A 14,756-nucleotide genomic window follows, 5' to 3' on the forward strand; every position below is an offset into this window, starting at 1 on the left:
ATGTCCCCAAAGAGTTTCGGTTCGATCGGGTCGCACTGCTGGTCACGCGTGCAGGGAGGCCAGTTCGGACAGGAGCTCCGACGCGGTGACCGGGTCGATGTCGAAGGTGTCCGGACCACCGTCCTCCGGCGGGCTCCAGGTGCCTTCGCCGCTTGCCGAGAACCAGAGGGCGCTGAGCTCGGCCTCGGGATCGAGGTCGACGGCGCCGATGGTGATGCCGGGATCCAGGGCGGCGACCAGGGCGCCGCCGGAGGGGAGGGGGCGGGTGATCCACATCTCGACGCCGTTGTCCTGGGGTTCGCCGCGGACCCAGCCCCGGTTGGTGAGGCCCAGGATCCTGCCCACCGGGACCGCTCGGCCGACGTACTTCCGCAGCTGCGGGACCTGGGGTTCGCCGGATGCGAAGGCGTGGGTGGGGCGGCCGAGTTGAGGGAACGGCGGCAGGATCTCGTAGTCCGCGAACACCTCGCCCCACGCCGCCAAGACGCCGGCACCACCGCGGACGAGCGGATCCTGGAGATCAACCGGGTGCGCCACTCTGACGGTCGCGCCTTCCGGGAGAACGATCTCGTCATCCTCGACGTTGGCCAGGGTGCGATCCTCGGCCAGGCGGAACGAGACACCTTCGTCGGTGATCCAGACCAGGCGGCGGACCAGGTGCCACAGCAACGGGTGCGCGGCCAGGACCGCGTGGAACTCCTCGGCGGTCCAGGTGCGCTGGGCGACCAGGGCGCGTTCGAGGCGGTGGATCTGGTCGGACGCGACCGTGCGGACGTCCTTCTTCAACGTCGAGAAGCGTTTGTGTTCCGCCTTGGCGAGCTGCTGGTCGTCGCGGGCACCTGGCTTCGGGAGGTCGGTGCGGCGCTTGCCGTCCGCGTCCAGGACGTACGGCTTGAGGTGTTCGTCGAAGCCGACGGTGAACTGCCGCGGGCCGTAGTCGATCACTAGGGTGGCGGCGTCGTCGAGGCCGAGACGGGGGACCAGGCGGTCGGACAGCTGGTCGCGTGACAGGCCCAGGGACAGCGCGATGTCGGCGATCTTCTCCTGGGCCTTGGTCTTGAGGCCCTTGAACTTCACCCGTTCCGCGATGCGGTTCAGCTGCACCAGCGCGACCTCGGTGCCGATCTGGGCCAGCACGTCGAGGCCCGTCACGGCTTTGGCGTGGGAGCTTTCGCCAGGCCAGGAGCGGATCACGGGAGCCAGGCGGCGGGCCGTGTCGTCGTTGCCGAACCAGCCGAGGGCGTGCAGGGCCCAGCTGTCCTTGGAAGGCGCGTCCAGGTCGGTCCAGCGGCCGAAGACTCCCCAGGCGAACTCCGCCAGCGACTCGCGGTCGCAGGCTTCGACGGCGAGCGGCAGGCCGGGGTAGACGGCGTCCGGTTTGGACAGTGCGGCCGTCATCAGGAGGTTGGTGGCTGCTTCCGCGGACAACGCGCTGGTGCGATCGGCCAGCAGCACCTGGGGAAGCAGACTCGGGTCGGCCCAGGCGACCGAGGGCAGCTTGGCCGGGAGGACGTCCAGCGGGTCGACCTCGATCAACGTGCGGACGGCCGAGCCCGCTTCGGCGGACACCGACGCGGCCACCGCGATGACGTCGACACCCGTCTCCAAGTGGAGATGGCGCAGCGCGACCTCGGCGTTGCGGCGACGTGGACCGGCCGCGCCCAGCGCGACGGGGAGCAGGAGACGGGCGGCGGTCTCGCGGTGCCGGGCCAGCCAGGCGAGGGCGATCGTGCGGGCGGATTTGAGGCGTGCCAGCCAGTCCGCCATCGTCTCGGCGACTTCGGGGGTGGCGTACGGGAGAAGGATCACGCCGGCCGTCGCGGGGTTGGCCGCCGCCACACGTCGCATCACGGGGAGGGCCGCCAGCTCGAACCTCGCGATGATGGCGCGGCCCCAGGACTCACCGCCCCCGGTGCTGATCGGCACCCAGTCGGCCAGCAACGGCCGGGCGAGCTCCTCCGGGCCTGCCTGGAAGAGCTTGTGGTCGTGGTAGCGCGGCAGGCGGTGCTCGATCGCGTGGGCGATCTGCTCCCAGTCCTGGGGGTGCTTGGTCCACCAACTCCGGACCTGCAGCCACTCCTCGCGCTCGCCGGGCAGCCACGCGAGGTGGGCGGCGGGCACCGGAACATCCTTGAGCACCACGGGTTTCGGCTGCGGGCGGCGGCGCAGCCACGGCGGGTCGGCCAGCACACGCGGCAAGGCCGACACAGGTGCGTCCGGCAGCGTTGGAGCGCCCAGCGCGGGCGGTAGAACCAGTTCGGGGTGCAGCACCGAGTGCACGCGCAGCAGGTGGCGGACGTCCGGGTCGTCGGCCGCGCGCGGTGCCAGGAGCCGGGCCGCTCGATGAGGGAACGCGGCCATCGCGGCGTGCAGCGCGGGCCGGAAGTACCTCTCCTGCTTGCGGTTCAGCAGGATGAGGAACGCCTCGTCGGTCGGCAGCGCCGCCAGGACCTCCAGGGCCGTCCTGCGGGCGTCCGCGTCGCCGTCGGGTCTCGTTCTCAGCTCCGCGTCGAGCACCGGCGCGAGCGCGGGACCCAGGACGCTCAGCGCGGTGTACAGGCCTTCCGGCAACCAGATCAGGCGGCCGTACCGCAGGCGCAACAGCTGGTCGGGCGTGCTCGCGGCGGTGTGCACCATCCAGTCCGGCGCACCCTCGACCGGGTTCGCCTCCTCGAACCAGTCGTGCCGCGTCGGTGCGAGGAAGGCCCTGGCCGTCTGCCCGAACGCGGTGGTGCCGACCTTCTCCAATTCGGCCAGCGCCGCGTCGTACGTCGCCTTGTCGGTCGCCGCCAGCGCCGCCCTGACCCGCTTCAGCGCGTGACCCTCGAAGGTGTCGTCGCCGAGCCAGCGCGGGTGGGACCGCTTCAGGTGGTGGCCGGACCACTCCCGCGTCTGCCAGTCCCGCTCGTTGACAGCCCACACGTACGCGTGGTGCACGACCGCTGCCGCGGCGAACGGCAGGCCGAACTCCTCGATCCACCAATGCACCTGTGCGTGCGGGACCTCGACGATCTTCGCCAGCACCGCCGCGCCCAGCGGATCAGGCCGGCCGTCGAGCTGGTCCCGCAGCGCGCGCACGAGATCCTCTGGCGAGTCGGGATGGTCGAGGACCTCGGCGATCAGCTCGCCCTGCTCCGCCATCCGATCGCGAAACGCTTGCGCCAGAACAGGATCGACCACGAACTCCGGCACCGGAGCGACATCGCGCCGGGGGTACGCCTGCCGCAGCCACGCGGCGGGCATCACCCATCTGTCCTCGTCGACGAGCTCCTGCACTGGAAGACCCCTTGAGATTGGTCCGAAGCCGATGTGGACGAACGTTACCCAAGGGGTCTGACAGTTTTGACGATCAAGCAAAAACGCTGGTCAGAGCTGCCACCACAGCGCGGTGTCCGGCGGAAGGAGCAACTGTCCGTCGCGGACGCCGTAGTACGACGACGCGAGCAGCACCGACCCCGGATCCGGCAGCGTGACGACCTCACCGGACAGGTTCACCGCGCACGCGAAATCGTCGCGCTGGAACCACAGCACGCCCTCGGGCCCGTCCACCCAGTCCACGCCGTCACCCGCACCCAGCGCCGGGTGCTCGCGGCGGACGCGCAAAGCGTTGCGGTAGAACGACAGCATCGAGTCCTGGTCGCCGACCTGCGCCTCCACGCTGAGCTTCGCCCAGTCGGCGGGCTGCGGCAGCCACGAGCCACCGGAACCGAACCCGAGCGAGGACCCGGAAGATGCCCACGGCAACGGCACTCGGCAGCCGTCACGACCGCGTTCGGTGTGCCCGGAGCGTTCCCACATCGGGTCCTGCAGCACGTCGTCGGGCAGATCGAGCACCTCGGGCAGCCCGAGCTCCTCGCCCTGGTACAGGTACACGGAGCCGGGCAGCGCCAGCATCAACGCCAGAGCAGCGCGCGCCCGGCGCACACCGGTCTCGCCGCCGCCGTACCGCGTCACGTGCCGTTGCACGTCGTGGTTGGACAACACCCAGGTAGTAGGCGCGCCAACAGGAGCCACGGCCGCCAACGACGAGTCGATCACCTCGCGCAGCGCCTCGAACGTCCACTCCGCGGTCAGGTAGTGGAAGTTGAACGCCTGGTGCATCTCGTCGTCGCGCAGGTACAGCGCGGTGCGTTCGGCGGAAGGCGTCCACGCCTCGGCCACGAGCACGCGCTCGCCGGGGTAGGAATCCACCACGGAACGCCACTCGCGGTGGATCTCGTGCACACCGTCCTGGTCGAAGAACGGCAACGCCTCCGTGCCCAGCAGCTTCAGCTGGTCCGCGTGCCCGATGTCCGGCAGCCCGGGCGCCTTGATCATCCCGTGGGCCACGTCCACCCGGAACCCGTCGACGCCGAGGTCCAGCCAGAACCGCAGCACCTCGCGGAACTCCGCGCGCACCTCGGGCAGCTCCCAGTTCAGGTCCGGCTGCTCCGGCGCGAACAGGTGCAGGTACCAGGACCCGTCGGCCACCCGCGTCCACGCCGGCCCGCCGAACACCGACTCCCAGTCGTTCGGCGGCTGATCGCCCACGCCCTCGCGGAACATGTAGCGCTCACGGCCACTCCCGGCCAGCGCCTCCTGGAACCACACGTGCTGGTCGGAGCTGTGGTTCGGCACGATGTCGACGATCACCCGGATACCGAGCTCGTGCGCGTCGGCCACCAGCGCGCGCACGTCGTCGAGCCCGCCGAACAACGGGTCCACGGCGCGGTAGTCCGCCACGTCGTAGCCGCCGTCCGCCATCGGCGACGCGTAGAACGGCGTGATCCACACCGCGTCGACGCCCAGGTCGCGGAGGTAGGGCAGGCGCGAGCGGATGCCGGGCAGGTCACCGATGCCGTCGCCGTCCGAGTCGGCGAAGCTGCGCACGTAGACCTGGTAGATGACGGCGTGCCGCCACCAGTCCTGGGACATGGTCCTTGCCTTCCGATGGGGTGTGTCAGCGGTCCAGGAAAGACGTTGCAAAAGTTTTCCGCAAGTCGGCATGAGGATTACTTGAGAACGTCACGTCATCCTGCAAACTTTTGCAACGCCGTTAAATGCGTTGCGGCACGTGCGCGTCATCCGTCAGAGTGGATCTCAACGAACCGGAGGAAGGAGCCAGCCGTGATCCAGCACATGTGTCATCAGCACGACTGGTGCTCCTCGGCATGAGCTGACCCTCATGTCCCGGGGAGCCGTCCCGTCGCCGATGCGACGAGGCGGCTTTTTTGTTGCCCGTTGGTCCAATTGGCACGGACGCCGCGCTCTGGACGCGGAGATCGAGGTTCGAGTCCTCGACGGGCAGCTGTGACCGAAGCCGAAGCAGTCGAGGCGCCAGGTTGTGATCCTGGTCGAAGCCGGTGCGAGTCCGGTCGGTCACCCCATCGCGTGTGATCCGGTGATCACTTGGGTCTCATAAGCCCGAGGTGCCTGGTTCGACACCAGGACGCGCGATACGACCCACGTCACGACGGCCGTGGAACGCTCTGCAAAAGCGTTGACACTGGGTTCGACTCCCAGGTGGGTCTCGACAGCTCGGCGAGGAACGCCTCGTGCAGGACGAGGTTGCTCGCCAGCACGAAACGATCGGTGGTCGTCACACGGCCGCCTGCCTCCTCCACGAGCACCGGCAGGCACGCGAGGTCGAACTCGTCGAGGCCCGCCCGCGGCGCGATCACCGCGTCCACGTCACCGGTCACCAGGCGCAGCACCGACACCCCGCCGGTCACGACGACACACCTCGTCATGAGCTTCTCCTTGCCGTGCACGAAAACCCTGGCGTCCTCCAGGCTGTCGCGAGTGGACACCCGAGCGATCTCCTCGTGATCTCCGGTGAACACCCGGCACCCGATTCCGCGCCCGGCCGCCATTGTGATCCCCAGCGACGGCAACGCGGACACCGCCAGCGCCGGGCCTTTCGAGTCCTCCATCGCCAGGTCCACCGAGTACGTCGGCTGCCGGCGCACGAAGTCGGCGGTGCCGCTGATCGGGTCGATCAGCCACCGGCGGCCCGAAGTTCCCTTCCGCTCAGGGCGTTCCTCACCGGCCACACCGTCGTTGGGCACCGCCTCCGCCAGACGCCGGCGCACGAGGTCCTCGACGGCCAGATCGGTCGAGGTGACCACGCTGCCGTCGTCCTTGTACCGCGTGTGCGGGGTGTCCGAGGTGAACGCCAGCCTCGCCATCTGCGCTGCCTGGTGAGCGATTCGCAACGCCAGCCGCATGTCGGTCCACATGGCGCCAGAGCTTGTCCGCGGGTGCTCGGACCGTGTAACTGATGTAGCGTTGTGCTACATGATCGAGTTCGTGCTCGGCGAGTCCGACCTGGTGGACGTGCGGTTCGCGGTCTCCCCGCTGAGCGAGCTCACACTCAGTCTGCGCGTGCTGAAGGACCCGGCCCGCTACCCGTTGCACCTGCCGTTCGCACGCCGGATCCGCGATGTCGACACCGAGGTGCTGCTCGCGCTGTCCAACGACCGCCGCTGGACGCCGGACTTCCTGAGCCCCCGCCCGCAGACCCCGTTCACCCGCATCGAGGACGAGTTCGCGGCGCTGCGCGAGATCCCCACCCGCACGATGCTGCGCGACTACCGCGCGGTGCTCGGGGAGGTGCCCGCCGTGCTGCGCGACCGGCCGCGGGTGCACGCGGCGCTGGAGCGGTACTGGCAGGTCGCGCTGGCCGATCAGTGGGACCGCATGCGCACGATCCTCGAGGCGGACATCGCCCACCGGGGCCGGGAGATGGTGCAGCACGGGCTGGCGGCGATGTTCTCCGGCATCTCCAGCCGGATCACCTTCGTCAGCCCCGTCGTGCGGGTGCGGATCGACGGCGTCGCCCCGTGGCGGGTGGAGGCCGGGGGACAGGGGCTCACGATGGTGCCGAGCCTGTTCACGCCGCGCACCGCGGTGCCCGTCGACCAGAGCGCGCCGCCGTTGCTGATCTACGCGGCGCGCGGGGCCGGAACGCTGTGGGAGACCGGCAGAACACAGGGGCCTGCCGCGCTGGCCGGTGTGCTCGGCCAGGTGCGGGCGGATCTGCTCGCGGGGCTGGGCGAACCGCGGTCGTCCACCGACATCGCGCGGCGCACCGGCGTCACGACATCGGCGGTGAACCAGCACCTCAGGGCGTTGCGCGACGCGGGTCTGCTGGCCTCGCAACGCCATGGCCGCAGCGTCGTGTACGCCCGCACCGAGCTCGGTCAGGCCCTCGTTTCCCATTCCGTGGGACGGGGAAGCAACTCCCCGGACCTCCCGTTGGCATGAGCATGAGCTTCGCGGAGGACTGGCAGACCTGGAAAACCGACCGGGAGAAGAGCCTTGCGGACCCGTACGGGTGGCTCGCGCTCGTCTCGCTCGACTGGCTGGAGGCCACCCCACGCACCTATGACGGCCTACCGGGCGAGTGGTGGCAAGACGACGACGCGGCGTACTGGCGCAACGGGGGCGAACCGCAGCGGTTCGAGCTCGTGCAGAGCGGTGCCGGTCATCGCGTCGAGGCCGGTGACGTGGAGATCGAGATCGCGCGCCGCGGCGGTTATCTGATCCGCGTCCACGACCCCAAGGCCGAGGTGCTGCGGAACTTCCACGGCGTGCCTTCGTACGAGCCGCAAGAGGCGTGGGTGCTCGAAGGCGTCTACGAGCCGTTCGACGCGCCCGTTCCCACGACTGTCGGTGCTGTCGTTGAGGGTCTTAGCCACGTGTACGAGGCACCGGGGCGTGTGCGGTTCACACACAACGGCGCCGAGCACACGCTGACGGCGTTCAACGGACGCAACGGTGGCCTGAGCATCCTCTTCACCGACGCCACCAGCGGCGTGACGACGTACGCGGCGAACCGCTCGCTCGCAGCGACGCCGGTCGACGGCAAGGTCGTGCTGGACTTCAACCGGGCGACGAACCTGCCGTGCGCGTTCACCGACTTCGCCACCTGCCCGCTGCCTCCCGCGGGCAACCACCTGCCGTTCGACGTCGAGGCGGGCGAGAAGATCCCGTACGAGCGTTAGAAGAACTCGTCCAGCAACCGGTACCAGGCAAGCCTTTCCGGGCGGGGGGTGAGGCCGTAGGCGCGGTCGAACGCGGCTGCGGCCTCCTCGCCCAACTCCCGGTGTGCCAGCGCGAGGTCGCGGTGCCGGTCGGACACGCCGAGCCGGGACACGTCGATCAGCACGGTCGAGCCGTCCGGGCGGTGCAGCACGTTCGGCGGGCAGAAATCCCCGTGCGCCACCACGAGATCCTCGTCCGGTGGCGCGGTCGCCACCAAGCGCTCCAGCAGTTCGGACGGTGTGGCGCCGAGGTTGTCGTCGTCGAAGTCGTCCGGGTCCACGAGCCCTGCTTCGACGTTGCGTCGCGCTTTCTCCAGTACGACGGCCACGCGCGCGTCGAACGGGCACGAGTCGATGGGCAATGCGTGCAACGAACGCAGCGTCGTGCCCATGACGGTCGCCGCGACCAGAGGGTCGGCTGAGGCCAGTGACGGCGCGCCGACGTTGGCCAGCACCAGCCAGCCGTCCGCGAACGCCTTGATCGACGGCATCTCGAAGTGCTCGCCCAGCCACAGCAACCTCTCCCGCTCGTCCACGCCCGCGCGCTTCACGTAACTGGAGCCGGCCTTCCACACGTCGCCGGACAGTCCTTCGTGGTCGCTCGACCAGACCGCGCCGGCGCCGACCGCGCGCAGCACCTCTTCAGGAAATTCCACGTCACCCATTCTGCCGAGTTCCGGTACGGCAAGGCCTTGACGCGGCCGAGTGTGCCGGGAATGGTGCCAGACAAGGGGAAACTGGGGAGGATTCATGAAGAAGATCGCTGTTCTGCTGTGCGCGCTGGCAGGTCTGGCCGTCACACCCGCGGCTCAGGCGGCGGCGCCGGACTGCACGTTCACCGACGCGTTCTGCGCCTGGGACAAGGTGAACTACGAAGGTGCCCGGTTCAACGTCTCGCCGCTCGGGTCGTCTGCGTGCGTCGACCTCGAGGAACACGGGTGGGGCAACAGGATTCGCTCCGCCTACAACAACAGCGCGCTGACCGCGTCGTTGTTCGCCAGCACGAACTGCACCGGCCGGCCGTACCCGATCGACGGGAAGACCGGCCAGCCGGACATCACGTTCCAGGCGAAGAGCGTCTTCGTCCAGCGCTGATCACTCGCAGGCGATGCCGTCCTTGTCGCTGTCCAACCGGTAGATGTCAGTGCCGACCACGCGGATCGGGCCTGCCACGTACGCGGGCCCGTCCCCGCTGCCGCCCGCACAGTCCACATCGGACGCGATCGGTACGCACCCGCTGTAGTTGGGGTCGCACTTCGGCGCCGGAGCGGGTGGCGGCACCGGGGCGGGCTGCGGCTGAGGTTGAGGCTGCGGCTGGGGTTTCGGCGCAGGGGCCGCCGGGGGAGTGGTCGTCGTCGTAGTAGTCGTTGTCGTCGTGGTGGTGGTCGTGGTCGACGACGCGATGGACGGCGTTGCGACAGTCGTGGTCGTGGCGGTGGGCGAGGACGTCGTCGTCAACGCGGCCGCTTTGTCCTTGGGGGAACCGCCGATCGCGGCCCCGATGACACCGATCGTGATGAAGAACGCGAACAGGCTGGCCGCGCCGATCGCCACCGGCTTCACCCACGACCGAGAGCCCGCGACCGGCACCACCGCGCCCTGCGGAACCTCGCGCGGCATCCGCAGCAAGACCTGCAGCAATCCGTTCGTGCCGCGCTGCACCAACGCCGCGCACCCGGTCGCCCCGCCGCCGGACTCCACGTACATCAGCACCGGCGCGTACCGTTGCGACATCAGGAAAGTCAGCTCGCCGACGCGGTACCCGTCGAGCCGCACCTCGATCCCGCGCTGACCGCGGTACTTGCCGGAGGTGATCATGCACCACGTCAGGTGCACGGCCACGTGCCGCGTCACCCCGTCCGGCACGGCGTAGCGGGCCAGTGCGTCCTGGTGGTGCTGCTCGCCGGTGACGGTCACCGTCACCTCGCCGGGAACCATCACCAGTCCGGCGGCCGAGTTCTCGATCACTGTCGCGCTCCCTCAGGGTGGGTTCGTACGGCAGGACCATCGAGCGACCACGTCAGGTGTTACCGAGAGTGCGGCAAGGTTGGGCCGATCGGGTGGAAACGGACGCAAAGAGTGACGCAACGTCGATGATCACCGATGTAACCCTTTCCGTCGGCACGAGCTGAGACGCACCCCTTCCGAGAGAGCGCTTTCACGCTAGGTTGAGCCAAAGGGCGCAACACCTTCACCCCACAGGAGGCGGCATGGCGCTGGACACGCCGTGGCGGGCGTAGTGGAAATCCGCACCGTGAGCTCATGTTGCAGCCGGACCGCGAAACCAGGGCCGAGTGGACGAAGACCGTAACCGCCTTCGTCGAGGAGTTCATCGAGGGGCTGGAGGCCGCGCCCGCCTCAGCGACAGGCACGGCACTCCTGCCCCCCGCCACCACCTGAAACCCTGGCGAGCTCGCTGACCTGCTGCGGCAGTTCGCCGAGGCCGCGGGCCAGGCCGTGGAGACCACCGGCGGCATCTTCACGACCGGTGCTTCACTCGCCACTCTCTCGGCGGCGAGTACACGCTGCGGGTCTGCATCCTCAGCCACCGCACCCACAAGACGCACGTCGACGAGTTCGTCGACCTGGTCAGGCGCTGGCCCGCTTGATCAGAGTGGTCGGCAGCAGCAGCGACGGCGGCAGCCCGTCCTCGCCGTTGAGCTCGGCCAGGAGGCGCCACGTCATGGTGCGGCCCAGCTCCTCGACGTCCTGCCGGATCGTGGTGAGCGGTGGCGACGCGCTCGACGCGAACACCGAGTCGTCGAACCCGATCACGGCCACGTCGTCGGGGACCTTCTTGCCGTGCGCGTGCAGCACCTGCAACGCGCCCAACGCCATGATGTCCGCCGCGACGAACACCGCGTCGAGGCCGGGATCCTTGCGCAGCAACCGTTCCATGCCCTCGGCGCCGCTCTCGGGCGTGAAGTCGGCGTGGACGACCAGGTTGCTCGTGATCTTGGCTTCGCTGAGCCCGCGCTTGAACCCGCTCAGCCTGTCGGCGCCCACGGCCATGTCCTTCGGCCCCGCGACCGTGGCGATCCGCTTGCGTCCCAGCGAGACCAGGTGCCGCGCGGCTTCGAGCCCGCCGGTGAAGTTGTCGGCGTCCACGAACGGGACGGAGGTGGCGCCCGCGCCGAGCGGCCGTCCGCCGGACACGACCGGCAGGCCCATCTCGTGCAGCATCGGCACCAGCGGATCCTCGCCGTGCAGGCTCACCAGCAACGCGCCGTCGACGTGCCCGCTGCTCAGGTACGCCACCAGGTCGCCGGTGTCGGACGGCTGGCTCATCATCAGCAACAGCTGCATGTGGCGGCCGGCGAGCTCGGAGTGGATGCCCCGGAGCACGCTCGCGAAGAACGGGTCGGACAGCACGCGCCCGGACGGCTCGGAGACGACGAGCGCGATGGCGTTGGCCCGGTTGCCGGCCAGCGCCCGCGCGGCCTGGTTGGGCGCGTAACCCAGCTCGGCGATGGCGGCGTGGACGGCCTCGCGGGCCTTCGCGCTGACGTACTGCTCGTCGTTGATCACGCGCGAGACGGTCGACTTCGAGACCCCGGCGACCCTCGCGACCTCTTCGATGCGAGGTCCGGGGCGTCGTTTCGCCGTTTCGGTCATCTGCTCATCCTAAAGAACGGGGAGTCCGGTCGCGGTGATCAGCTCGTTCGTGTCGAACTCGTCGTCGGCGCCTGCGAAGACGAGAACTGATTCAGACATCGGGTTAATGTAACTTTTTGGTCTATACCATATCACCGCGAGCCGCTAGAAAGCACAGCACTGTACTCCAGCGTAGGGGTGAGGTCCGATGTCTTGGCGGCGTCTGCTCTTCGTTCTGGTGATCGTGCTCGGCCTGGTCGTCCCGGTGGGCAGTGCCGCCGCGGCCCCGCGCAGCACGTCGTTCACGCAGGACTGGCGGTTCGTGCTCGCGGATCCGGCGAATGCGCACCAGCCGGACTTCGACGACTCGGCGTGGCGCAGGCTCGACCTGCCGCACGACTGGAGCATCGAGTTCGACCCGGATCCGGGCGCGGCTCCCGGTGAGGGCTACTACCGGGCGGGCACCGGCTGGTACCGCAAGACGTTCACCCTGCCCGCCACCACCAAGGGCAAGCGGATCTCGCTGGAGTTCGACGGCGTCTACATGGACTCGCGCGTGTACGTGAACGGCAAGCTCGCGGCCACGCACCCGTACGGCTACACGGGCTTCAACGTCGACATGACGGACGTGGTGCACACGGACGGCAAGCCGAACGTCGTCGCCGTGAAGGTCGTGCACCAGGCGCCGAGCAGCCGCTGGTACGCGGGCAGCGGCATCTACCGCAACGTCCACCTGCAGGTCACCGAACCGGTGCACGTCGCACGGCACGGCGTCTTCGTCACGACGCCCAACCTCAAGACGACCTACCCCAAGGGGTACGCGGACATCGACGTCAAGACCGACGTGCAAGGCGCCGGAACGGTGACCCACGAGGTGCTCGACGCCGACGGCAAGTCAGTCGCCAAGGGCACTCTGCGGATCACCAAGCCCGTCCTCTGGTCCACCGCCAAGCCGTACCTCTACACGCTGGTCACCAAGGTCGGCAAGGACACCGTGCGCACCCCGTTCGGCATCCGCTGGTTCGAGTTCAGCCCGTCCGAGGGCTTCTCGTTGAACGGCAAGGGCATGAAGCTGGAGGGCGTCAACCTGCACCACACGCTCGGCGCGCTCGGTGCGGCGGTGAGCGAGGACGGCATCCGGCAGCAGCTGACGACGATGAAGCGCATGGGCGTCAACACGATCCGCACCTCGCACAACCCGCCCGCGCCGGAGTTCGTCAGGCTGTGCGACGAGCTCGGCCTGTTGCTGATGATCGAGGCGTTCGACACCTGGCGGACGCCCAAGAAGAAGTACGACTACGGCCGCTTCTTCGACGAGCACAGCTCCAAGGACATCAAGGAGATGGTGCACGCGGCCAAGAACTCGCCGTCGGTGATCATGTGGTCGATCGGCAACGAGATCCCGGACGGCACGAGCGTCGAGGTCGGGGTGCCGATCGCGCGCCGGCTCATCGACGACATCAAGTCCGTCGACCGCACGCGTCCGGTGGTGATCGGCTCGCACAGCTACACCAGCGTGCCCAAGGACGGTTCCGCTCAGGACCAGATCCTCAAGATGCTCGACGGCGTGGGGCTGAACTACAACAGCGCCAAATCCATCGACGCGTTGCACGCCAAGTACCCCAACACGTTCTTCCTCGAGTCGGAGTCGTCGTCGAGCACGTCGTCGCGCGGCGTCTACCTCGACCCGCGGCAGAAGAACACCGGCCAGGACTACACGCCCGGCCGGATGGGCAGCTCCTCCTACGACAACAACATCGTCGGCTGGGCGTCCAGCGGGGAGCACGCGCTGAAGAAGGACCGCGACCGCAAGTTCCTCGCGGGCGAGTTCGTGTGGGCCGGGCAGGACTACATCGGCGAACCCACGCCCTACCACGGTGTCTTCCCGGTGCGGTCGTCGCTGTTCGGCGCGGTCGACACGGCCGGGTTCGAGAAGGACCAGTTCTACCTCTACCAGTCGCAGTGGAGCACCACGCCGATGGTGCATCTGCTGCCGATGAACTGGACCGACCACGAACCCGGCGAGCAGGTCGTGGTGTGGGCCTACAGCAACGCGCCCGAGGTCGAGCTGTTCCTCAACGGTCGTTCGCTGGGCACGAAGTCGTTCCAGGCCAAGAAGACCACCTACGGCAAGAGCTACCTGGAGACGAACGGGCCGACCGGTGACGACAGGACGTACTCCGGTGGCAGCTACACGAGTCCGAACGGCGGAACCGGACACCTCCGTCTGGAGTGGACTGTCCCGTTCGAACGGGGGACGCTCACGGCGGTGGCACGCAAGGCGGGCGCGCAGGTCGCGACCGATACCGTGCGCACGGCGGGTGCGCCGGCCCGCGTCGAGCTGAAAACCGTTCCTGGCAAGGAGCTCGACTACGTCACGGCGACGGTGGTGGACGCGAACGGCGTCGTCGTGCCGTGCGACAACCAGATCACCTTCGAGACGGACGGCCGGATCGTCGGCACTGACAACGGGCGCCAGGAGGACAGGGAGAACTTCACCTCCCCGGTGCGCAGCGCCTACCAGGGCAAGGTTCTCGCGATCGTCACGCACGGCGCGCGGGTGACGGCGAAACTCGGTGCCGCCACACCACGTCCGGCCGCGGACGCCTCGTACTCGGGGGCCGCCACCACGTTGCCGCAGCACCTGGTCGACGGCGACCCGGCGACGGCGTGGTCGAACTTCTACACGAAGGCCCAGACCCCGCAGCTCACGGCGACAAGCCTGTCGCACGCCACGGACTGGGTGGCCTTGAACTTCCAGCAACGCACGATCGGCAAGCTGACGGCCAGGTTCGTCACCGGTGGCACCTACGCGCTGCCGAAAGCGATCGACGTCCGCTACTGGGACGGCGCCAAGTACACGCCGGTGACCGGGTTGCGCGTGACCTGGGCGGGGGAGTCGGGTGCGCCCAGCACGATCACGTTCGACCCGGTCGCGACGACGAGCGTGCGGCTTCACCTCACCAGCGCCGCACCCGGCACGGCAGGAGGGTTCTTTCGCATCTCCGAACTGTCCTAGGCTGCTTGGCCCGACCAGCGCATGGCACTTCTCCCTCTTCGCGGCGGTGAAGGAGAAGTTTCCAAGATCGTCCGCACAAATCCCGCACAGAGGCCGGAAGTTCTGGCACGATGCCGCAC

The 14,756-nt window shown here is 68.8% G+C and carries 11 protein-coding genes and 2 tRNA genes; 7 read left to right on the forward strand and 6 right to left on the reverse strand.

The window, feature by feature from the left end; translation table 11 throughout:
* Nucleotides 1-42 precede the first annotated feature (42 nt).
* Both AB0M24_RS11720 and AB0M24_RS11725 read right to left on the reverse strand, forming a co-directional pair.
* Nucleotides 43-3,276, reverse strand: coding sequence for a DUF4132 domain-containing protein (locus AB0M24_RS11720; RefSeq protein WP_363764606.1), 3,234 nt, complete (start codon nt 3,274-3,276; stop codon nt 43-45).
* 90 nt (nt 3,277-3,366) lie between these two features.
* Nucleotides 3,367-4,914, reverse strand: coding sequence for a glycoside hydrolase family 13 protein (locus AB0M24_RS11725; protein ID WP_363764609.1), 1,548 nt, complete (start codon nt 4,912-4,914; stop codon nt 3,367-3,369).
* 300 nt (nt 4,915-5,214) lie between these two features.
* Here AB0M24_RS11725 and AB0M24_RS11730 point away from each other — a divergent pair.
* Both AB0M24_RS11730 and AB0M24_RS11735 read left to right on the forward strand, forming a co-directional pair.
* Nucleotides 5,215-5,287: transfer RNA gene (locus AB0M24_RS11730), tRNA-Gln, on the forward strand.
* A 2-nt stretch (nt 5,288-5,289) separates the two neighbouring features.
* A tRNA-His gene (locus tag AB0M24_RS11735) sits at nt 5,290-5,366 on the forward strand.
* 81 nt (nt 5,367-5,447) lie between these two features.
* Here the strand turns inward: AB0M24_RS11735 and AB0M24_RS11740 are convergent.
* Entirely contained in the window at nt 5,448-6,218 is a 771-nt protein-coding gene (locus tag AB0M24_RS11740; protein WP_363764612.1) for an inositol monophosphatase family protein, read from the reverse strand.
* A gap of 58 nt (nt 6,219-6,276) precedes the next feature.
* On the opposite strand from AB0M24_RS11740, the gene AB0M24_RS11745 reads away from it, so the two are divergent.
* Both AB0M24_RS11745 and AB0M24_RS11750 read left to right on the forward strand, forming a co-directional pair.
* Entirely contained in the window at nt 6,277-7,245 is a 969-nt protein-coding gene (locus AB0M24_RS11745) for a DUF5937 family protein (protein ID WP_363764615.1), read from the forward strand.
* Nucleotides 7,242-7,985 (forward strand): DUF1684 domain-containing protein, encoded by a 744-nt coding sequence (locus AB0M24_RS11750; protein WP_363764618.1) that lies wholly within the window; start codon nt 7,242-7,244, stop codon nt 7,983-7,985. Before AB0M24_RS11745 ends, AB0M24_RS11750 begins: the two co-directional genes overlap by 4 nt.
* Here the strand turns inward: AB0M24_RS11750 and AB0M24_RS11755 are convergent.
* Entirely contained in the window at nt 7,982-8,680 is a 699-nt protein-coding gene (locus AB0M24_RS11755; protein ID WP_363764621.1) for an aminoglycoside 3'-phosphotransferase, read from the reverse strand. The genes AB0M24_RS11750 and AB0M24_RS11755 overlap by 4 nt on opposite strands.
* 94 nt (nt 8,681-8,774) lie before the next feature.
* Here AB0M24_RS11755 and AB0M24_RS11760 point away from each other — a divergent pair, with 94 nt between their 5' ends.
* Nucleotides 8,775-9,119 (forward strand): peptidase inhibitor family I36 protein, encoded by a 345-nt coding sequence (locus AB0M24_RS11760; protein ID WP_363764624.1) that lies wholly within the window; start codon nt 8,775-8,777, stop codon nt 9,117-9,119.
* On the opposite strand, the gene AB0M24_RS11765 is transcribed toward AB0M24_RS11760, so the two are convergent.
* A complete protein-coding gene (locus AB0M24_RS11765; RefSeq protein WP_363764627.1) occupies nt 9,120-9,992 on the reverse strand; it encodes a hypothetical protein in 873 nt (290 codons plus the stop codon). It abuts the gene before it with no gap.
* Nucleotides 9,993-10,286: 294 nt separating this feature from the next.
* Between AB0M24_RS11765 and AB0M24_RS11770 the strand changes: the two genes are divergently transcribed.
* Nucleotides 10,287-10,424 (forward strand): hypothetical protein, encoded by a 138-nt coding sequence (locus AB0M24_RS11770; RefSeq protein WP_363764630.1) that lies wholly within the window; start codon nt 10,287-10,289, stop codon nt 10,422-10,424.
* 189 nt (nt 10,425-10,613) lie between these two features.
* On the opposite strand, the gene AB0M24_RS11775 is transcribed toward AB0M24_RS11770, so the two are convergent.
* Nucleotides 10,614-11,639: a LacI family DNA-binding transcriptional regulator gene (locus tag AB0M24_RS11775; RefSeq protein WP_363764633.1), complete on the reverse strand. Its 1,026-nt coding sequence runs from the start codon at nt 11,637-11,639 to the stop codon at nt 10,614-10,616.
* 187 nt (nt 11,640-11,826) lie between these two features.
* On the opposite strand from AB0M24_RS11775, the gene AB0M24_RS11780 reads away from it, so the two are divergent.
* Nucleotides 11,827-14,637 carry a glycoside hydrolase family 2 TIM barrel-domain containing protein gene (locus AB0M24_RS11780; RefSeq protein ID WP_363764636.1) on the forward strand — a complete coding sequence of 937 codons (2,811 nt, stop codon included), beginning with the start codon at nt 11,827-11,829 and terminating at the stop codon, nt 14,635-14,637.
* Nucleotides 14,638-14,756: the final 119 nt, after the last annotated feature.

This window comes from Lentzea sp. NPDC051838 (assembly GCF_040681245.1).
GTDB lineage: Bacteria > Actinomycetota > Actinomycetes > Mycobacteriales > Pseudonocardiaceae > Lentzea.